This is a genomic window from Longivirga aurantiaca (assembly GCF_042660085.1).
GTDB lineage: Bacteria > Actinomycetota > Actinomycetes > S36-B12 > CAIYMF01 > Longivirga > Longivirga aurantiaca.
Window position 1 is genome coordinate 649,116 of record NZ_JBHSTI010000008.1, and the last position, 19,719, is coordinate 668,834.

A 19,719-nucleotide genomic window follows, 5' to 3' on the forward strand; every position below is an offset into this window, starting at 1 on the left:
GTCATGCTGCCATGACTTCCCCGGGACGGCTCACTTCGCCTCGGCCCAACTCGCCGCGATCGTCGTGTCGGTCACGAAACGGACGCCGCTGCCCGCGCTCCACCACGCCGCGGTCCGGTCCAGCGACCTGCCGATCACCTCGACGACGGCCTCGGCGTGCTCGTGCGGCGTCTCGACGAGCAGCTCGTCGTGCAGGCACAGCACGATCCGCGCGTCGAGGTCGGCGAGCCCGGCCCGCACGGTGGCGGCCCAGGCCTTGAACAGCTCGGCCGCCGCGCCCTGAACGACGGCGTTGCGCGCGAACCGGCCGTAGGAGTGGGCGACGTTCGAGTCGGGGCCTGCGTCGGCGAGGGCCTCCGCGAGGCTCGACAGCCGCAGCAGCCGACCGCCGTACGTCCGTAGGTCGACGCCGCGCCGTCCGGCGTCCTCGGCCTCGCGCAGGAACGCCATGGCAGTGGGGTAGGCGCGGTCCATGTCCTTGAGCGCCGCACCGGCAGGGCCCGAGGTCTGGCCGTACATGGCCGCGAGCACGGCGACCTTCGCCGTCGGGCGGTCGCTCTTCAGCGCTGCGGCCACCGGGGAGTACATATCGTCCTCGCGGGCGGCGCCGGCGAGCGCGCGGTCGTGCGAGACGGCGGCGAGCACGCGCGGCTCGACCTGCCCGAGGTCGGCGCGCACCAGGGTGCGTCCCGGCCGTGGGCGAACTGCTGGGCGCAGCTCCGCGGGCAGGTTGTGCAGGCCTGCCGACGCCGTCATCCGGCCGGCGCCCTCGGCCGCACCCCAGACGCCGCGCAGCCGGTCGTCGTCGCCGATGTCGTTCTCGACCCAGCGCCAGCCGTACGTCGTCGCGATGCGCTCAGCCTTGCGCCAGTGCAGGAGCGCCGCGACGCCGGGCGAGGATTCGGCGTACGGCTCGAGGCGCCACGAGCGGGTGTCGGGCACGTCGATCCCGTTGCGCGCCAACAGGTCTCGAACGGAAGCTGGGTTGCGCAGGTCGACCGGCTCGCCGGGGAATGCGCTCCAGACGGGCTGGTCGCGCTCGCGCCGGGCCGCGATCTCCTCGGCCTCCGTGCGCGGCCTCGGGCCGATCGTGCGGACGAGCATCTCCTCGAGCACCGCGCGGTCGACCGGCAGGCCGTCGACCTCGAGCTCGATGCACAGCAGCGCCGCCATGCTCTCGCTGAGCGCGACGAGGTACGCCAGCGGTGTCGGACCGGCGGCGGCGCGACGGTCGGGCAGAGCACGGACCGCGGCCTCCTGCCGCTGCTGCAGGTCGAGCGCCAGCTCGGCCCAGCGTCGCGTGCCGCGGAGGCTCTCGGCCCACGACCCGCGCAGCCACTCGCGGCTGAGGTGGCCGTCGTCGCGGACGGCGTCGTCGCTCTCGCCGTGCAGGTCGAGCAGCGTGAGGCCGCCCTCGGCGAGGTCGGGGGAGTCCAGGCCCGCCTGGGCGGCCCAGACCGCCCCGGCGTCGTCGCGGCCGAGGCCGTGCAGCAGGCGGCCGACGGCGCCGAGGTCCCAGCAGGCGCGGGGGCGCAGGCCGGCCTCGACGAGCGGGAACGCCGTACCGCGGGCGGACCACCACACCCAGCGCGGCGCCAGCGCCGCCTCGAGCTCGGTCACCGCGGCGACCGTGTCTGCGGTGGCCAGAGCGTGCGTGCCGCCAGCGTGCGCGACGGCCAGGCCCCGCCCGGGCGCGATCGCGAGGGCCAGCGGCGTACCGCTTTCGACCCCGGACGCCGCGAGCTCCTCGGCGAAGGGGGGTGCGGTCGAGGTCACCCCGCGACCCTACGGGTCGCCCGGGTCAGTCGAGGTCGAGGTCTTCGTCGTCGTCGTCGAGGCGGGCGAGGTAGACGGCGAGGCGCTCGACGGGGATCTCGAACTCCGGGTGCAGGTCGACGAAGGTCCGCAGCCGCTCGGCGAGCCAGGCGACGCTGACCTCCTCCTCGCCTCGACGCTTCTCGAGCTCCTCGATACCGCGGTCGGTGAAGTACACGGTGACCTCCTACGCGAAGGCGGCGGCGACGAGCTCGGCCTGCTCGCGCTCGTGCACCTTGTGGGTGCCCACGGCGGTGGTGGCGGCGGCCGGGCGCGAGACCCGGCGCAGCGCGCGGCCGTCGAGCGTGGGGAGGTTGAGCACGACGAACGGCCAGGCGCCCTGGTTGGAGGGCTCCTCCTGCACGAACACCAGCTCGGCGTCGGGCGGGAAGGCCGCGATCGCCGCCGTCAGCTCCTCGACCGGTAGAGGGGCGAGGCGCTCGAGCCGCACGATCGCGACGTCGGTGCGACCGGACTTCTCGCGCTCGGCCAGCAGGTCGTACGTGACCTTGCCCGTGCAGATGAGCACGCGGCGCACGCCGGTCGGGTCGACGGCGTCGTCGCCGATGACCGGGCGGAAGGTGCCGGAGGTGAAGTCCTCCTTGGCCGAGCCCGCGGCCTTGAGGCGCAGCATCGATTTCGGGGTGAGGACCACGAGCGGCTTGTGGTGGGGCGCGATGGCCTGCCAGCGCAGCAGGTGGAAGTACGAGGCCGGCGTCGAGGGCATGGCCACGGTCATGTTGTCCTGCGCGCACATCTGCAGGTAGCGCTCGATGCGCGCCGAGGAGTGGTCGGGCCCCTGGCCCTCGTAGCCGTGCGGCAGCAGCAGCGTGACGCCGGAGGTCTGGCCCCACTTCTGCTCGCCCGAGGTGATGAACTCGTCGATGATCGTCTGCGCGCCGTCGGCGAAGTCGCCGAACTGCGCCTCCCACAGCACGAGGGCGTCGGGGCGGGCGACCGAGTAGCCGTACTCGAAGCCCATCGCGGCGTACTCCGACAGCAGCGAGTCGTAGACGAAGTAGAAGCCCTGGTCGTCGCTCAGCTTGGCGAGCGGCGTGTGCTCGGCACCCGTCACGCGGTCGACGATGACGGCGTGGCGCTGGCCGAACGTGCCGCGGCGGGAGTCCTGGCCCGCGAGGCGCACGGTGCGCCCCTCGAGCAGCAGCGACCCGAACGCGAGCGTCTCGCCCATCGCCCAGTCGATCGTGGCGTCCTGCACCATCTGCGCGCGGCGCTGCAGCTGCGGCGCCAGACGGGGGTGGACGGTGAAGCCGTCGGGCATGTTCAGCTGGCTGTCGACGATCCGCTTGACCGTGTCGTCGCTGATCGCGGTGGTGACCACGGCCGGGAACGGCGGCGGCTCCGGGTGATGCTTCTCGGTCGGGTGCGCCAGGGCGTCGCGCGTCTCGGTGAAGACCCGCTCGAGCTGCTCCTGGTAGTCGCGCAGCGCCTGCTCGGCCTCCTCGACCGAGATGTCGCCGCGCCCGATGAGCGCCTCGGTGTAGAGCTTGCGGGTCGAGCGCTTGGCGTCGATGAGGTTGTACATCAGCGGCTGCGTCAGCGACGGGTCGTCGGCCTCGTTGTGGCCGCGCCGGCGGTAGCAGACCATGTCGATGACGACGTCCTTGTTGAACCGCTGGCGGAACTCGAACGCCAGTCGGGCCACCCGGACGACGGCCTCGGGGTCGTCGCCGTTCACGTGGAAGATCGGCGCCTGCACCATGCGCGCGACGTCGGTCGAGTAGACCGACGAGCGCGACGACTCCGGTGCGGTGGTGAAGCCGACCTGGTTGTTGACGACGATGTGGATCGTGCCGCCGGTGCGGTAGCCGCGCAGCTGCGACAGGTTGAGGGTCTCGGTCACCACGCCCTGGCCGGCGAACGCGGCGTCGCCGTGCAGCAGCACGGGCAGCACCGAGAAGACCTTGCCGCGGGGGAGCATGTCCTGCTTGGCGCGGACGATGCCCTCGAGCACCGGGTTCACGGCCTCGAGGTGCGAGGGGTTGGCCGCGAGGTAGACGGGGATGGTGGCCCCCGACTCGGTCGTGAAGGTGCCGCTCGTGCCGAGGTGGTACTTCACGTCACCGGAGCCCTGCACCGAGCCCTCGACCTCGAAGTCGCCCTCGAACTCGCGGAAGATCTGGTCGTACGACTTGCCGGCGATGTTGGCGAGCACGTTCAGGCGGCCGCGGTGCGGCATGCCGACGCAGGCCTCGTCGAGGCCCGCCTCGGCAGCTGCGGTGATGACGGCGTCCATGAGCGGGATGACCGACTCGGCGCCCTCGAGCGAGAACCGCTTCTGGCCGACGTACTTGGTCTGCAGGAACGTCTCGAACGCCTCGGCGGCGTTGAGCTTGCGCAGGATCCGCAGCTGCTCGTCGCGCTCGGGCTTGTCGTAGCGGCGCTCGACCCGCTCCTGGATCCAGGAGCGCTGCTCCGGATCCTGCATGTGCATGTACTCGATGCCGATCGTGCGGCAGTAGGCGTCGCGCAGGACGCCGAGGATGTCGCGCAGCTTCTTGAACGGCTTGCCGCCGAAGCCGCCGGTGGCGAACTCGCGGTCGAGGTCCCAGAGGGTGAGGCCGTGGCTCGCGACGTCGAGGTCGGAGTGGTGGCGCTGCTTGTACTCGAGCGGGTCGGTGTCGGCCATGAGGTGGCCGCGCACGCGGAACGCGTGGATCATCTCGTGCACGCGGGAGGTCTTGTCGAGGTCGTCGTCGTGCGCGGTCGCGATGTCGGCGGCCCAGCGGATCGGCTCGTAGGGGATGTGCAGCGCGCGGAAGATGTCGTCGTAGAAGCCGTTGTCGCCGAGCAGCAGGCCGTGGATGTAGCGCAGGAACTCGCCCGACTGCGCGCCCTGGATGATCCGGTGGTCGTACGTCGAGGTCAGTGTCGTGACCTTGCTGATCGCGTGGCGCGCGATCGTCTCGATCGCGGCACCCTGCCACTCGGCGGGGTAGTCCATCGCGCCGACGCCGACGATGAGGCCCTGGCCCGACATGAGGCGCGGCACGGAGTGCACGGTGCCGATGCCGCCGGGGTTGGTGAGGCTCGCGGTGGTGCCGACGAAGTCGTCGACGACCAGCTTGTTGCCGCGGGCCTTGCGCACCATCTCCTCGTAGCTCGACCAGAACGTCGCGAAGTCCATCTGGTCGGCGCCCTTGATGCTGGGGACCAGCAGCTGGCGCGTGCCGTCGGGCTTGGCGAGGTCGATCGCGAGGCCGAGGTTGATCTGCTGGTTCTTCACGACGGCCGGCTTGCCGTCGACCTCGGTGAAGCCGTAGTTCATCTCGGGCATGGCCTTGAGGCCCTGCACGACGGCCCAGCCGATGAGGTGCGTGAACGACACCTTGCCGCCGCGCCCGCGGGCGAGGTGGTTGTTGATCACGATGCGGTTGTCGACGAGCAGCTTCACCGGGATCGCACGCACCGACGTGGCGGTCGGGACCGTGAGGCTCGACTCCATGTTGGTGACGACGCGGGCCGCCGGGCCCTTGAGCACCGTGGGCTCGACGCTGGCGACCGCGACCTGGGGGGCTGCGGGCACGGGCACCGCGGCCGGAGCGGCCGGAGGAGCGGTGGGCTTCGGGGCCACCTCCGCCTCGGGCTTCATCGGCTGCGGCGCGTCGTGCGCGGCCACCTCGACGTCGAGGGCGACCTCGGCCGCCTCGGCCTCGGCGCGGGCCGCGGCCCGGACGGCCGCCGACGCGGCCACGAGGTCGGCGCCTGCGTGCTCGGTGGGCACGTAGTCGGCGAAGAAGTCCCACCACGCGGGGTCGACGCTCTTCGGGTCGGTCAGGTACTGCTGGTAGATCTCGTCAACCAGCCACTCGTTCGGACCGAATGCAGCGAGCCGGGCGCTCTGGTCCGACGGTTCCGACGTCGACATCGACATCCCTTGTGAGAAGACACTGTTAAGACACGGACGGCCCGGTGTTACCGGGTCGTGTTCATGCGGCCAGCGTACGCCGTTCGCACCCCTCGTCCTCGCACGGACCACGCGGGTTCCGCCGTACGGCACGTACGCCGCGCCGAGCGGCGGGCGCACCCTCTCGGGGCGCTCTCGCCCGGGGTGCGCGTGATGGCGTCCGACCTCAGAGTGGGGAGCATGGACCCCGACCACGTGCTGGACGACGTCGCACCCGACGCCCTCGAGGGCAGGGTCGCCCTCGTGACCGGCGGCTCCCGCGGGATCGGCCTCGCGGCCGCCCACGGCATGGCCAGGCTCGGCGCCACGGTGGTGCTCGTCGGCCAGGACGCCGGCCGCGCCGAGGCCGCCGCGGCGGCGCTGGTGGCCCAGGGGCTCGACGCCGTCGGCCGCGGCTGCGACGTGGCCGACCCGGCCTCGGTCGCCGCCCTGCACGACTCGCTCGGGCCGCTGGCCGACGTCGACGTCCTCGTGCTCGCGGCGGGAGTCATGAGCGAGCGCACGGCCAAGACACTGCGGACGACCCCGGAGGAGTGGCGGCGGGTCATGGGGGTCAATCTCGACGGGGTCCACCACGTGGTGCAGGCCTTCGCGCCCGGCATGGCCGCCCGGCGCGACGGGCGCATCGTGACGGTGAGCGCGTGCCTCGGCCGGATGTCCGGGCCGGGCACAGCGGGCGGGCTCGCGGCGTACCGCGTCAGCAAGGCCGCGGTGAACGGCTACACCAAGAACCTTGCGGCCGAGCTCGGAGGCGGACGCCGCGGCGTGCTGGTCGACGCCGTGTGCCCTGCCCACTGCCGCACCGACATGGGCGGCCCGGACGCGCCCCGTAGCGCGGAGCAGGGGGCGGCCACGGCCGTGTGGCTCGCGGCGCGCCCCCTGCTCGACGGGGTCGAGACGGGCGTGCTGTGGGAGGACCGGGAGGTCGTCCCCTGGTGAGCGGCGTCAGGTGACGTCGCGACGCTGGGTGGTGAGTGCGGCGAGCGCGCCGAACACCACGGCGTACCCGATGAGCACCAGGGATGCGGCCCACACCGGGAGGTACTCGGTGCCGCTGAACCCCGTGGTCTGCAGGACGCCGAAGAGCGCGCCGCCCGGCAGCCACTTGCCCACCGCCGGGAGGAACACCACGACGAGCTGCTCGATCAGCAGCACCCACACGAGGATGCCGAGGATCGCGGCGATCTGGTTGCGGATCAGCGTGCCGAGGGCGACGCCGACGACGGCGAAGAGCGCGCACCCGAGGATCGCGCCACCAGCGATCTGCCAGAGCGCGTCGGCGGGGACCGCCGCGTGGTCCTTCAGCGGCAGCAGGGCGAACGCCAGGAGGTAGCCGAAGGCGACGCCGACCGCGCCGTAGATCGCCCCGATGACGCCGTACGCCGCCATCTTCGCGATCATCACCTTGTTGCGCCTCGGCTCGGCGAGGAAGGTCGAGGTGAGCGTCTGGTGCCGCAGCTCCTGGGTCATGCCGAGCGCGCCGAGCACGATCGCGAACACGTAGGCGCCGCCCGCCTGGGCGAACAGGTTCCGCATCCCCGGCTCGGTCTCGAGCGTGGGCACGTCCACGCCCGGCTGGGTGGGCGCGAAGATGCTGGCGATGACGCCGATGCCGATGTAGAGCACGACGCCGATCAGCATCGCGAGCCACATCTTCGTGCTCGTGACCTTGAGGATCTCCGCCGAGACGAGGCGCTGACGGGGGGTCGACGCCTGGGCAGGGGCGGTGAGCGTGGCGGTCATGAGGTGGCTCCGTCCGTGGGTGCGCTGGTGAGCGCGAGGAAGACCTGCTCGAGGTCGTCGACGCCGGGTCGCAGCTCGTGCAGCTCGATGCCGGCGCCGAAGGCGATGCGGCCGACGTCTGCCGACTCGAGGCCGTCGACGAGCACCTCCTCGTCGGTGCGGTGGACCGTCGAGGCCGGCGCCGCGGACGCCAGCGCAGCCACGAGCTGGTCGGTGCTCGGGGTGCGGACGACGACGTGCGCCCGCCCGGTGGTGAGCTCGGTGAGGGGGCAGGCCCGGACGAGGCGGCCGTTGGCGATGATCACGACGTCGTCGACGGTCTGCTCGACCTCGGACAGCACGTGGCTCGACACGATGACCGTGCGGCCCTGGCCCGCGAGGTAGCGCAGGAACGAGCGCAGCCAGGCGATGCCCTCGGGGTCGAGTCCGTTCGCGGGCTCGTCGAGGACGAGCACTCCGGGGTCGCCGAGCAGCGCGGCGGCCAGCTGGAGCCGCTGACGCATGCCGAGGCTGAAGCCCCCGACGGCGCGGCCGGCGGCGTCGGCCAGGCCGACCGACTCGAGCACGACGGGCACCCGCGCCTCGTCGAGGCCGCCGGAGCGGGCGAGCACGCGGAGGTGGTTGGTGGCGGTGCGACCGGGGTGGAAGCCGGTGGCCTCGAGCGCCGACCCGACGACGCGCATCGGGGCGTGCAGGTCGTGGTAGCGCTTCCCGCCGATGGTGGCGCTGCCCGATGTCGGCTCGACGAGGCCGAGCAGGCATCGCAGGGTGGTGGTCTTGCCCGCGCCGTTGGGCCCGAGGAAGCCGGTGACCCGGCCGGGGGTGACGGTGAAGCTGAGGTCCTGGACGGCGTGCACGCCGCCGAAGTGCTTGGTGAGGCTCGTGACCTCGATGGGCGCTCCGACGACCGTGCCCGCGGGGGTGCCGCTGGTGCTGGTCTGCGTCATGCCTCCACCCTGCCGCGTGCAGGAGCCGCCGACCACCGGTTATGCCCTCGACGCAGCCCTGAGCCGTCCCGGGGTCGACCCTGAGCGACGGGTGGTCATCGCTGCGTGAGCAGGGTCTCCAGGCGCGCGATGGTCTGCTGCTGCTCGGCGAGCATGCGGTGCAGATCGTCGACCTTGTCGTGCAGCTCGGCCCGGCGGTCCTCCTCGGCCGCAGCGGCGCTCTCCTCGGCCGCGACGTCGTCCGCAGACTTCCTCGGCGCGATGAACGCGTTGGCGAGGAAGCCGGTGAGCGTGCCGAAGATGCCGACCCCGAGCACGATGATGCCGACCCCGAGCACCCGACCGAGGTTCGTCACGGGGAACTGGTCGCCGTAGCCGACGGTCGAGATGGTGACGAGGACGTACCAGAGGGCGTCGGACGCGGACGTGATGTTGGCGCCCTCCACCGGTTGCTCGATCCGCAGCATCGCGAGGCTGCCGAACTCCAGCACGAGCACGGCGATGAGCAGCAGGAGGAACAGCGCGGTCTCCGCACGCTCCTTCACGAGGGCCGTCAGAAGGCGCTTGGTGCCGTAGACCTTCGCGAGGCGCCACACCTTGATCAGGCGGAAGACGCGCAGGACCTTCAGCTGGGGCAGCGGCAGCGAGGCTCCGAGGTCGGCCCAGCCGAACTCGCGCCAGAAGTAGTGGCCCTTCACCGGCGCCTTGCGCATCCGGTAGAGGAAGTCGAAGAACAGGACGAGCGAGAGCAGCAGGTTCATCGACTGCAGCACGTACTCGAGCGCCTGGTCCTCGACCATGAAGATCAGGACCAGGTTGATGATCGACAGGATCGACAGCGCGGCGACGAAGATCTCGTAGCCCGTGTTGTCGATCATCGGCACGGGCTCGGTGCCGCGCTGCGCCTCGGTCGTGGCGATGCCCTCGGGCTGGGTGCTCATCGGTGCCTCCTCGCGACCGCCCGCGCGGTCGTCCCGGTAGGGAGTATGGATCTCCGGCAGGGCGAGGTGCGGGAGGTCAGTAGCGGGGCGGTACGCCGTCGGGTATCCGCACGGGCTCGCCGAGCTCGACCTCGACCTCGCGGAGGCCGTCGGCGTACTCGTCGCGGATCACGGTGCCGGCCGCCAGCATCATGCGGTGCGAGGCCTCGTTCTCGGGCGAGATGACGGCCGAGAAGCGGCGGATGCCCTCGTCGTGGGCGCGTCGTGCCAGGGCCAGCATCATCAGGGTGCCGGCGCCCTGGCCCTGGATGTCGTCGGCGATGGTGACGGCGACGTCGGCGCACTCCGGGTCGGCCGGGAGGCGGATGAACCGGGCGTCTCCGAGCAGGACGTCGGCCTGCGAGTGGCGGGTCCACCAGAGCGCGAGCGCGACGTGGTCGTGCTGGTCGACCTGGTCCACGAGCTTGTCGAGGCCGCGGGAGGAGAGCACGCCCTTCCCGGTCAGGAATCGCAGGTACTTGCTGCGGTCCGAGAGCCCGACGAAGCCGTCGGCGAGCGCCTCCCGGTCGTGGGGGTGCAGGGGCCGGATGACGAGGTGCAGGCCGCTCTTCAGCGTCACCCGCATGTAGATGTCGGGGCGCTCGGGGTCGACCTCGCCCAGCGGGTCGACGCTTATCTGGCCCTCGCTCATGCAGCCAGGATGCCGTACGCCGGGCTCAGCGGTTCCCGAGCCCCGCCAACGTCGCGGCGACCAGCTCGCCGATCGACTCGAGGTGGTAGCCGCCCTCCTGGACCGCGAGCGTCGGCAGCCCGAGCGTTGCGAGCCGGTCGCCGGCCGCGCGGTGCGCCTCGACGCTGACGTCGAGAGGGGACTCGGGGTCGGCCGCTGCGGAGTCGACGCCGAGGCTCACGACGAGGGCGGTCGCGCCCGACGCCTCGACCTTCTCCACGAGGCGCGACACGGCGTCGAGCCACGCGGCGTCGGCCGTGCCCGGCGCCAGGGGGATGTTCAGGTTCGCACCGACGCCGTCGCCGCGGCCGGTCTCGTCGGCGAACCCGGCGTAGTGCGGGAACCACCCCGCACCGGGATCGACGTGCAGCGACGCGTAGAGCACGTCGGCCCGGTCGTAGAAGAGCGCCTGGGTTCCGTTGCCGTGGTGGGCGTCGAGGTCGACGACGGCGACGCGCTCGTGCCCCGCGTCGCGCAGCGCCTGGGCGGCGATCCCCGCGTTGTTGAGGTAGCAGGACCCGCCGTACGCCGACCGCGTGACGTGATGGCCGGGAGGGCGGACCAGGGCGTACGCGAGCGGGGTGCCGCCGACCACCGCGTCGACCGCCGTCAGCGTGACGTCGACCGCGGCACGGGCGGCGGTCCAGGTGCCGGGTCCGACGAGCGTCATCGTGTCGTAGCACCAGCGGCCGGCCGCGGCGTGGACGGCCGTGGGCTCGCGCTCGGGCAGGCCGTCGAGCATCCCCGCTGTCGGCATGAGGTAGGGCACCACGCGGTCCTGGCCGGGCTCTTCGGGGAACCCCGCGGCGACCCAGCGGTCGTAGACGGTGCGGAGGTGCTCGACGAGGCGCGGGTCGTGGACGCGCAGCAGCACGTCGTCGTCGTGGGCCGCGGCGTCGCGCACCTCGTGCCCGCGGGCGACGAGCTCGGCCTCGATCCGTGTGGCCCGCTCGGGCAGCTCGGTGCCCGGCGTACGGACGCCGACCCAGATCTCGGCCGTGGGGACATGCAGCAGGCAGTCGGCCGATCGCACGACCAGAGCGTTCATGTGGGCGAGCATGCCAGCGCGGAGGTCGGGGGTCGGGCAGGATCGGCGCATGACGACGCTTGCTGACCTCGGAGTCAGGATCGGGACGCTCCCGCGGGGTTCCACGAACTCGGTGATCGACGTCCCGGGTGCGGGCCTCGGCCACGCCACGGTGGTGTACGACGAGCCCAACCCGCCGGAGGGCCGCGGCCTCGCACGCACCGGCGTCACCGTGGTCGACCTCGGCGGCGACCCGTTCCTGGAGCCGGTTCCGGCGGGCGTCGCGCTGCTCAACGGGGCGGGCGAGCTCACCTCGCGCTCGCAGATGGACGAGTGGGGAGTGGCGGAGACGCCGGTGTTCCTCACCTCCACGATGCAGGTCGGGCGCGTGTACGACTCCGCGTGCCGCCTGCTCATCGAGGAGCAGCCGCGGATCGGCGTCGACGACTTCCTCATCCCCGTGGTCGGCGAGTGCGACGACTCGTGGCTGAACGACGCGCGCTGGATGCACGTGACGCACGAGCACGTGCGCGACGCCCTGGCCGCGGCCCGCGCGTCGGTGGGCTCGGGCATCGCACCCGACCAGGGCGCGGTCGGGGCAGGCACCGGGATGTCGTGCTACCAGTGGAAGGGCGGCATCGGCACGTCGTCGCGCGTGCTGCCGGCCGGCCACGTGGTCGGCGTCGTGCTGCTGTGCAACTTCGGCCAGTGGGACCGGCTCACGATCGCGGGCGTCCCTGTGGGGCAGCTGCTCGGACGCCCGGCGCACGTGCCCCCGCCGCCTGCCGGCTCGTGCCTCGGCGTCGTCGTCACCGACGCCCCGATCGACCACCGCGGCTGCGAGCGGCTCGCCACGCGCATCGGGCTCGGTCTCGCGCGGACCGGCTCGACCGCGCACCACGGCAGCGGCGAGATCTTCATGGCGGCGGCCACCGGGCTGCGCGCACCGCGCGGCACGGCGTCGGCGAAGGCGCCGCTCACCGGCCGCGAGCTCGACCCGTACTTCGAGGCGGTGGTCGATGCGTCGGAGGAGGCGGTCGTGAACTGCCTGCTCTCGGCGCACGACGTCACCGGCGTCGGAGGCAAGACGGTCCCCGCGCTGCCCCGCGAGGCCGTGGCCGAGCTGCTCGACCGCCACTACGCCGGGCCGCGCGCGTGACCTCGCCGATCCTGGAGGGCACCAAGGTCGACGCCTGGATCCCCATGAGCGACGGCGTGTTCCTCGCCATCACGCTGTACGTCCCGAACGCCGCGCACGGGCCGCAGCCGTGCATCCTCGAGGCGCTGCCCTACCGCAAGGACGACATGACGTCGTCGTACCGGCCTGAGTACGTGCGGCTGCGCGACGAGCACGCGTACGCCGTCGCGCGGCTCGACGTACGGGGCACGGGCAGCAGCGGCGGCCGCGCCACCGACGAGTACCCGGAGGCGGAGCAGCGCGACCTCACCGAGGTGATCGCGTGGCTCGCGGCGCAGGAGTGGTGCGACGGCAACATCGGCATGTACGGCACGTCATACAGCGGCTTCAACTCGCTGCAGATGGCGTGCGAGCGCCCGGCCCACCTGAAGGCGGTCATCGCGATCTACGCGACCGACGACCGGCACACCGACGACGTGCACTACATGGGCGGCCTGCGGCGGTGGATCGACCTCGTCGACTACTGCCACTACATGACGCCGATGAACGCGCTGCCGCCCGTTCCCGCGGTGTTCGGGCCCGGCTGGCGCGAGGAGTGGAAGGCGCGGATCGCCGAGCACGAGCCATGGATCATGACGTGGTTCGAGAACCAGCGCGACAACGCCTACTGGCGGCACGGCTCGGTGCGTCCGGCGTACGACCGGATCGAGGTCCCGACGATGATCGTCGCCGGCTGGGCCGACGGCTACCGCAACAACACGTTCCGCACGATGGAGCGGCTCGGCGAGAACGGCGTGCCGCGGCGCCTGCTGGCCGGGCCGTGGTCGCACGCGGCCACGTCGTCGGCGCTGCCCGGGCCGCGCATCGACCTCGTGCCCGAGATGGTGACGTGGTGGGACCGCTGGCTGCGCGGCGTCGAGAACGGGATCGACGAGCAGCCCGAGGCGGTCTGGTACGTCCGCGAGTTCACCGCGCCCGAGCCCGACCTCGACGTGGTCAGGGGGGAGTGGCGTAGCGACGTGTGGCCGTCGCCGCGCTCGTCCACGGTGGTGGTGCCGCTCGACGCGCGGGCGCCGTACGCCGTGAAGCCCGACATCGGCACTGCCGCCTGGATCTCGTGCGCCGGGCACCTGCCGTACGGGCAGTCGCTCGACCAGCGGCACGACGACGCCGACTCGCTCACCTGGGACGTCGACCCGTCGGCCCTCGGCGCGGCCGTGCCGTTCGAGATCGCGGGCAACGCGCACGTGCACCTGTCGGTGAGCGCCGACCAGCCCGTGGCGACCGTGGCGGTGAAGCTGCAGGACGTCGCGCCCGACGGCACGTCGGTGCTGGTCTCGCGCGGCGTGCTCAACCTGACGCGCCGCGGCGGCATGGCGGCGGTCGAGCCGCTCGTGCCGGGCACGGCGTACGACGTGGACGTGGAGATCGAGGCCGCGGCGTACCGATGGCTGCCGGGTCACGTGCTGCGCGTGGCCGTGGCGGGTGCGGACTGGCCCAACACGTCCGCGCCGCCGCTGCCGGTGACCCTCACCGTGCACGGCGGGCGTCTCGAGCTGCCGGCCTACGACGCCTCGGGTGCTCCGGAGCCGCCCGACCTCGTGCCGGGAGACGAGACGTCGAGCGAGTCGGACCACGGCGTGGTGTGGCGGGTCGAGCGCGACGTGCTCGCCCGGCGCACGACCTGCGTGATCGACCACGGGTCGGCGTACGACGCGCCCTACGGGTCGGTGGTCGAGCACTACGGCGGCCGCGTGTCGGTGTCGTCGCGCACCTTCGAGCAGACCGCGGCGTCCGACGTGAGCTTCCGCCTGTCGTTCGCCGACGACGGCACCGGCAACCCGGTCAGCGTCACGACGCGCTCGGTGCTCGACGTGCACGCGGGCGAGCGCACCTACGACGTGCGCATCGCGATGACCTGCAGCGAGGGCGACCGCGTGGTCGCCGAGCGCCGCTGGGAGCGCCAGTTCCCCCGCGACCTCGCCTGAGCCGGTCAGGTCGTCGCGGGGCGCAGGGGCTTCACGATCGGGGCGAGCAGGACGATGCCGAGGCCGAGGACGGGCAGGATCCAGAGCGCGTTCCCGAGGCCGATCTGCTCGCCGAGCAGGCCGATGAGCGGGGGCCCGAGGAGGAACCCGCCGTACCCGATGGTCGACACGGCCGCGATGCCGTCGGCTGCACGGCCCGGCGTCTCACCGCCCGCGCTCATCGCGGCGGGGAACACCAGCGCGACGCCGGCACCCCAGAGCAGCACGCCGACGAGCGAGCCGTAGACGCCCGGGGCGGCGAGGGTCGCAACCACGCCGGTGAGGACGACGGCGCCCGCGAGCCGGATCGCCCGGGCTCGGCCGAGCCGGGCGATGATCGCGGTGCCCGAGAAGCGGGAGAGCGCCATCGCGGTGGCCCACATGCCGTAGCCGAGGGCGGCGACCGTCGCCGTGGCGGCGCGCTCGTCCGTCAGGTACAGCGCGATCCAGTCAGCAGCGGATCCTTCGAGCAGGCAGGCGCAGAGCGTGATGATCCCGAGCAGCACGAGACGCCGCGTGAGCAGTCGTGGCTTCACCATCGACGTCGTGCCGTCGCTCTCGTCGACCACCTCGACGTGCGCCACGGCAGGCTCGCGGTCGTCGACGAACCAGCGGAGCGCGACGACGGCGCTGCCGCCGCAGCCGATGAGCGCGGCGATGAGGAAGTGCGTGGTCAGCCCGAGGCCGAGGAACGCCGCGAGCGCGCCGAGTCCGGCGCCGAGGGCGGCGCCCACCGACCACAGCGCGTGGTAGCGCGGCATGTAGTCGCGGCCGGCGTTGCGGTCGACATACGAGCCGTGGATGTTCATGGCGACGTCCCACGAGCCGTACGCCATGCCGAACACGAACAGCGCCGCGCCCGTCGTGACGGCGTTCGGAGTGACGGACAGCAGCACCAGGCAGAGCGCGCAGACCGAGGCCAGCACGACGATCACAGGGGTGCTGCTGAACCGCGCGACGAATCGGCCGACGAAGGGCATCGCCGCGAGCGAGCCGAATCCCGCCATGAGCAGCGTGATGCCGACGACGGCGGTGCTGAGGTCGAGGCGGTCGCGAGTGGCGGGGAGACGCGAGACCCAGCCGGCGATGATCGTGGCGTTGAGCAGGAAGACCGCCGCCGTCGCGATGGCCGGCCCCCGCCACGTTCTGGGCGGCGCCAGCTCGTCGTACGTCACCGGTCGATCGTGCCACGGACCGGCGGCGACCCCGTCACGCGGTGCGTGCCGATCCCGGCTTGTCGCTCGGCGCGATGCCGAGGTAGCCGCGGCCGACCATCTGCACCCACTGGTGCACGGCGTCCTCGTTCGGCGCGAACGGCCCCGGCTTGAAGTGCGGCGAGGTGAGACCGCGCTGCACGAGCTCGCAGGCCCGCCAGTCCTGGCTGTTGGTGAGGTCCCAGAACTCGACGGCGTACGACGGGTCGACGTCGGCGCTCGGGAAGTACCAGCTGCACTCGATCCACGACCGGTCAGGCCCGAGCGGCAGGACGCGGTGGGTCATCACGTAGTCGGGGTGGCCGGAGAACAGAAGGTTGGGGAACAGCTGCACGTAGAGCACGGAGTCCTGGGGCGCCCCCTCGATCGGCACGCCCTTCGAGGTGCCGTCGAGGCTCATCGTGACCGCGTCGCCCTTGAACTCCATCGTGCCGCCGACCCACGCGCCCGGGCGATCGAAGTTGTCGCCGGAGGTGGGGATCGAGACCTGGCAGAGCTCGGGGTGGATCAGCGGGCAGTGGTAGCACTCGTGGTAGTTCTCGGACACGAGCTTCCAGTTGGCCGCGATCTCGTAGGAGTGCCGGGCGCCGAGCACGAGCGACTCCGGGTGGTACGGCGCGACCAGCTCGTCGAGCACCCCGAGGTGGTCCTCCCATGCGGGCGCGGTGCCGGTGGCGTTGACGAACAGCCAGCCGTGCCAGGCCTTCGACGGCAGCGGCACCAGTCCGTGGTCCGCGCCGACGAACGTCTCGCTGTCGCGGAAGCCGGGCGCCGCCTGCAACGACCCGTCGAGCCGGTACGTCCACGCGTGGTACACGCACAGCACCGAGCGCGACGCGGAGGTGCAGTCGTCCTCGAGCAGCACGTGCCCGCGGTGCCGGCAGGTGTTGGCGAACGCGTGGACGTCGTCACCCTCGAAGGTCAGGAGCACGGGCACGTCGCCGACGAGCAGGGCGCGCTGCGTGGCGCGACCGCCGTCGGCGTCGGTGCGCAGCTCGTCGACGCGTCCGACGCAGGCCCAGCTGCCCGCGACGAGGTTGCGGCGCTCCCAGGCGAGGACGTGGGGGGAGGTGTAGGCCTCCGCCGGCAGCATGGTCGACTGCCCGAACGGCAGCAGGGCACGGGAGAGGCCCTCGGGGTCGACGGGCGCGAGGGGGCGCAGGTCGGTCAGGTCGAGGCTCATGCTCCGCACCTCCGGGTTGTCGCGTCGCTAGGGTCGTCGTCGTGGCGAGACGGAAGGTCGAGGTGCGGCGCGAGGAGATCCTCGACGCCGCCGCAGCCGAGGTGACCAAGCGCGGTTTCGCGCGCACGCGCGGGGCCGACATCGCGGCCGCGCTGGGCGTGAGCACGGCGCTGCTCTTCTACCACTTCGGCACCAAGGAGCAGCTCTTCGCAGCGGCGCTCGAGCACGCGGTGGCCAAGGACCTCGCGCGGCTCGAGGCCACGGTGGCCAAGGCGAAGGACCCCGCCGACGGCGTCCGTCGGATCCTCGCCCTCTACTCCCCGCAGGGGAACGCCGACGGCTGGACGATCTGGGTGGACGCGTGGGCGGAGAGCCTGCGCGAGCCCGAGATGCGCGCGACCTCCCGGACGCTCGACGTGCGCTGGAAGGACGTGCTCGCCGAGCAGATCACCCAGGGCGTCGAGCGCGGGATGTTCTCCTGCGCCGACCCGGACGGTGCGGCGTGGCGCCTGTCGGCACTGCTGGACGGCCTCGCCGTGCAGGTGATGGTGCACCGCAGCCTCACCAAGGCCCAGCTCGCGGTGTGGGTGCGCGAGGCGGCCGCGCGCGAGCTCGGGTGCGACCCCGAGCTGCTGACCTGACCGATGCACGTCACACCATCCAGTGCGGCTCGTACGCCGGGTCGGTGAGGGCCGCCCGGTCGAGGCCGAACGCCGAGATGTCGGCGTCGGTGCGGCCGTCGAGCGCGACGTCGGTCAGCAGCCTGCCGAAGGTCGCCGCGAACTTGTAGCCGTGCGCGGCCCCGAGGCCGACGACGACCTGCGGTACGCCGGGCACCGCCGACACGACGAAGTCGCGGTCGGGCGTGAGCGTGTAGAGGCAGCGCTTGGACCGCACCGCCGGGCCCGACGCCGGGAAGGTCGAGGCCATGAACGCCGCGAGCCGGCCGAGCATCGCGAGGTCGGTCTCGCCCGACCGCTCGTCGCCGGTCACCGTCGGGCCGCCGCAGTCCTGCGCGGCCTTCACCGTGTCCTCGCCGTACGTCGGGAAGCCGTAGTACGACGGCTCGTCCATCCAGATCCACACCGGGAACCGGCCGGGGCGGAACGGCTCGGGGTCGGCCGGCGCGAAGTAGGTGACCTGCTCCTCGGTGACCGCGAGCGGCAGCCGTACGCCGAGCGGCTCGACGAGGCGCGACGTCCAGGCGTCGGCCGACACCACCACGCGGGCGGCCGAGACCCGGCCCGACGCAGTCACGACGTCGACGCCGTCGGCGGTGGGCTCGAGCGCGAGCACCGGCGTGCGGTCACGCAGCACCGCGCCGTGCTCGACCGCACGACGCTGCATCGCAGCCGTGCCGCGCGCGGCCGGCACGATCGCCGTCCGCTGCTGGTAGAGCGCGCTCGTGCCCTCGGGCAGGGCGAGCTGCGGCCAGCGCTCGAGGATCTCGTCGTGCCCGAGGATCTCGTAGGGCACCTGCCTCGCGTCCATCGAGAGCGTGTAGTCGTCCATCGGGATGGCAGCGCCCGTGGGGAAGAGGTCGAGGCCGCCGGTGACCGTCACGAACGTCTCGCCGGTCGCGTCCTCGAGGTCGGCCCAGTCCTCGTACGCGTCGAAGGTCAGGTCGACGTACGCCGGCGTGTGGTAGCTGTGCCGCAGGATCCGGCTGGTGTCGTGCGAGGCGCCTCGGTCGTGGCCGAGCTCGAACTGCTCGAGGCCGAGCACCCGCAGGCCGCGGCGCGCGGCGTGCCACGCGGTCGACGACCCGAGCGCCCCGAGGCCGACCACCACCAGGTCGTAGGTCTCAGTCATCGGAGCCCCTCCGCTCGTGCCTCTCCAGCCGAGGCAGCAGCCAGCGGCGGATGTCGAGGGACGCATCCTCCATGGGCGCGTACCAGCCCTGGCGGTAGGCGCGCGACGACATCCCGCGCTGCACCGACTCGCAGATCGCCCAGTCCTGCTTGTTCGTGAGGTCCCACAGCTCCTCGGCGTCCGAGGGGTCGAAGGTCGGCTTCGCTGCCTCGTCCGGGGCGAACAGCAGGTCGCACACGACCTCGGTGCGGTCGACCGCACGAGGGCGCAGCACGAACGCCGCGGCGTGCTCGGCCGAGAGCGACAGCAGGAGGTTGGGGTAGACGAGCTCGCCCTTGTGCCGCACCCGCTCGTGCTCGTCGAGGTCGGGGAACGGCGCGCGGTCGGTCGTGCCGCTCATCGTGAAGGTCCACGCGCCCTCGCGGTGGGGTACGCCGTCCTCCCACTCGAGGTGCTGTCCGCCGCCGCCGAACGCCGGCACCAGCCGCACGAGCTCGGGGTGCACCGGTCCGCAGTGGTAGCACTCGTTGTAGTTCTCCGCGACGACCTTCCAGTTGGCTGCGACCTCGTAGCGCAGCCGTCGTCCGAGCACGAGGGTGTCGAGCGGGTAGCGCCGTACCCGCTCGGGCACCGGCGCGAGCGCCTCGAGCAGGTCCGTCGCCTCGTCCGGCGCGCCGTGCAGCCACAGCCAGCCGCCCCACGCCGCGGCACCTACCGGGTGGAGGCGGAACGCGTCACGGTCGAGGTCGACGCCGTCGGTGTGGGGCGCGTGCAGCAGCGACCCGTCGAGGCCGTACGTCCACGAGTGGTACGGGCAGCGCAGCGAGCGCGCGGCGCACGGCGCGACGGACGCGCCCGGCTCCACCGGCACCACCTGCGACCCGCGGTGGCGGCAGACGTTGTAGTGGCCGTGCAGCGCACCCCCGGTGTCGGTGGTGACGAGGACGGACTCGCCGTGCAGGTCGACGACGGCGAGCCGCTCGGGGAGCAGGTCGCGCGTGCCGGGCGCGGTGAGACCGAGGTCGTCGAGCCGGCCGATGCAGGTCCACTCGCGCAGGAGCACGGCCGTGCGCTCGCGCTCGTGCAGCGCGGCGTCGACGTAGTGCTCGCGCGGGAGCGCCTCCTGCAGCCCGCTCATCCGGTGATCGCCCTCCTGTCCGTACTGACTCGTGAGTCAGCAAGTATGCGGCCTGGGGGCGCTGTGCGACAGCGGA

The 19,719-nt window shown here is 72.6% G+C and carries 16 protein-coding genes; 4 read left to right on the top strand and 12 right to left on the bottom strand.

Annotated elements, in window-relative coordinates; translation table 11 throughout:
* Positions 1-30: 30 nt before the first annotated feature.
* The 3 genes from ACFQGU_RS07035 to ACFQGU_RS07045 are packed head-to-tail and all read right to left on the bottom strand — an operon-like array spanning position 31 to position 5,710.
* Positions 31-1,776 (bottom strand): DNA polymerase, encoded by a 1,746-nt coding sequence (locus tag ACFQGU_RS07035; RefSeq protein WP_386765094.1) that lies wholly within the window; start codon positions 1,774-1,776, stop codon positions 31-33.
* A gap of 25 nt (positions 1,777-1,801) precedes the next feature.
* Positions 1,802-1,993 carry a DUF6104 family protein gene (locus ACFQGU_RS07040; RefSeq protein ID WP_386765096.1) on the bottom strand — a complete coding sequence of 64 codons (192 nt, stop codon included), beginning with the start codon at positions 1,991-1,993 and terminating at the stop codon, positions 1,802-1,804.
* A gap of 9 nt (positions 1,994-2,002) precedes the next feature.
* Positions 2,003-5,710, bottom strand: a complete 3,708-nt coding sequence (locus ACFQGU_RS07045; RefSeq protein ID WP_386765099.1) for a multifunctional oxoglutarate decarboxylase/oxoglutarate dehydrogenase thiamine pyrophosphate-binding subunit/dihydrolipoyllysine-residue succinyltransferase subunit — start codon at positions 5,708-5,710, stop codon at positions 2,003-2,005.
* A 213-nt stretch (positions 5,711-5,923) separates the two neighbouring features.
* Between ACFQGU_RS07045 and ACFQGU_RS07050 the strand changes: the two genes are divergently transcribed.
* Positions 5,924-6,682 (top strand): SDR family NAD(P)-dependent oxidoreductase, encoded by a 759-nt coding sequence (locus ACFQGU_RS07050; protein WP_386765101.1) that lies wholly within the window; start codon positions 5,924-5,926, stop codon positions 6,680-6,682.
* Positions 6,683-6,688: 6 nt separating this feature from the next.
* Here the strand turns inward: ACFQGU_RS07050 and ACFQGU_RS07055 are convergent, their stop codons facing one another.
* The 5 genes from ACFQGU_RS07055 to ACFQGU_RS07075 form a co-directional block, all read right to left on the bottom strand.
* Positions 6,689-7,486 (bottom strand): ABC transporter permease, encoded by a 798-nt coding sequence (locus tag ACFQGU_RS07055; protein ID WP_386765103.1) that lies wholly within the window; start codon positions 7,484-7,486, stop codon positions 6,689-6,691.
* A complete protein-coding gene (locus ACFQGU_RS07060) occupies positions 7,483-8,433 on the bottom strand; it encodes an ATP-binding cassette domain-containing protein (protein ID WP_386765105.1) in 951 nt (316 codons plus the stop codon). Before ACFQGU_RS07060 ends, ACFQGU_RS07055 begins: the two co-directional genes overlap by 4 nt.
* Positions 8,434-8,528: 95 nt before the next feature.
* Complete coding sequence (locus tag ACFQGU_RS07065; protein ID WP_386765107.1) at positions 8,529-9,374, bottom strand: potassium channel family protein; 846 nt, start codon at positions 9,372-9,374, stop codon at positions 8,529-8,531.
* A 76-nt stretch (positions 9,375-9,450) separates the two neighbouring features.
* Positions 9,451-10,065 carry a GNAT family N-acetyltransferase gene (locus ACFQGU_RS07070; protein WP_386765110.1) on the bottom strand — a complete coding sequence of 205 codons (615 nt, stop codon included), beginning with the start codon at positions 10,063-10,065 and terminating at the stop codon, positions 9,451-9,453.
* 25 nt (positions 10,066-10,090) lie between these two features.
* Complete coding sequence (locus tag ACFQGU_RS07075; protein ID WP_386765112.1) at positions 10,091-11,152, bottom strand: histone deacetylase family protein; 1,062 nt, start codon at positions 11,150-11,152, stop codon at positions 10,091-10,093.
* Between the two features lie 49 nt (positions 11,153-11,201).
* Between ACFQGU_RS07075 and ACFQGU_RS07080 the strand changes: the two genes are divergently transcribed.
* A complete protein-coding gene (locus ACFQGU_RS07080) occupies positions 11,202-12,290 on the top strand; it encodes a P1 family peptidase (RefSeq protein ID WP_386765114.1) in 1,089 nt (362 codons plus the stop codon).
* On the top strand, positions 12,287-14,257 hold the full coding sequence (locus ACFQGU_RS07085) for a CocE/NonD family hydrolase (protein WP_386765116.1): 1,971 nt from the start codon (positions 12,287-12,289) through the stop codon (positions 14,255-14,257). The genes ACFQGU_RS07080 and ACFQGU_RS07085 overlap by 4 nt, the downstream gene beginning before the upstream one ends.
* A gap of 5 nt (positions 14,258-14,262) precedes the next feature.
* On the opposite strand, the gene ACFQGU_RS07090 is transcribed toward ACFQGU_RS07085, so the two are convergent.
* A complete protein-coding gene (locus ACFQGU_RS07090; RefSeq protein WP_386765118.1) occupies positions 14,263-15,471 on the bottom strand; it encodes an MFS transporter in 1,209 nt (402 codons plus the stop codon).
* Positions 15,472-15,505: 34 nt separating this feature from the next.
* Entirely contained in the window at positions 15,506-16,693 is a 1,188-nt protein-coding gene (locus ACFQGU_RS07095; protein WP_386765120.1) for an aromatic ring-hydroxylating oxygenase subunit alpha, read from the bottom strand.
* Between the two features lie 41 nt (positions 16,694-16,734).
* Here ACFQGU_RS07095 and ACFQGU_RS07100 point away from each other — a divergent pair, with 41 nt between their 5' ends.
* Positions 16,735-17,334: a TetR/AcrR family transcriptional regulator gene (locus ACFQGU_RS07100; protein WP_386765122.1), complete on the top strand. Its 600-nt coding sequence runs from the start codon at positions 16,735-16,737 to the stop codon at positions 17,332-17,334.
* 10 nt (positions 17,335-17,344) lie between these two features.
* On the opposite strand, the gene solA is transcribed toward ACFQGU_RS07100, so the two are convergent.
* Together solA and ACFQGU_RS07110 are read right to left on the bottom strand one after the other, a co-directional pair.
* Positions 17,345-18,505, bottom strand: coding sequence for an N-methyl-L-tryptophan oxidase (gene solA / locus ACFQGU_RS07105; protein WP_386765124.1), 1,161 nt, complete (start codon positions 18,503-18,505; stop codon positions 17,345-17,347).
* On the bottom strand, positions 18,498-19,643 hold the full coding sequence (locus ACFQGU_RS07110; protein ID WP_386765126.1) for an aromatic ring-hydroxylating oxygenase subunit alpha: 1,146 nt from the start codon (positions 19,641-19,643) through the stop codon (positions 18,498-18,500). Before ACFQGU_RS07110 ends, solA begins: the two co-directional genes overlap by 8 nt.
* Between the last annotated feature and the right edge of the window lie 76 nt (positions 19,644-19,719).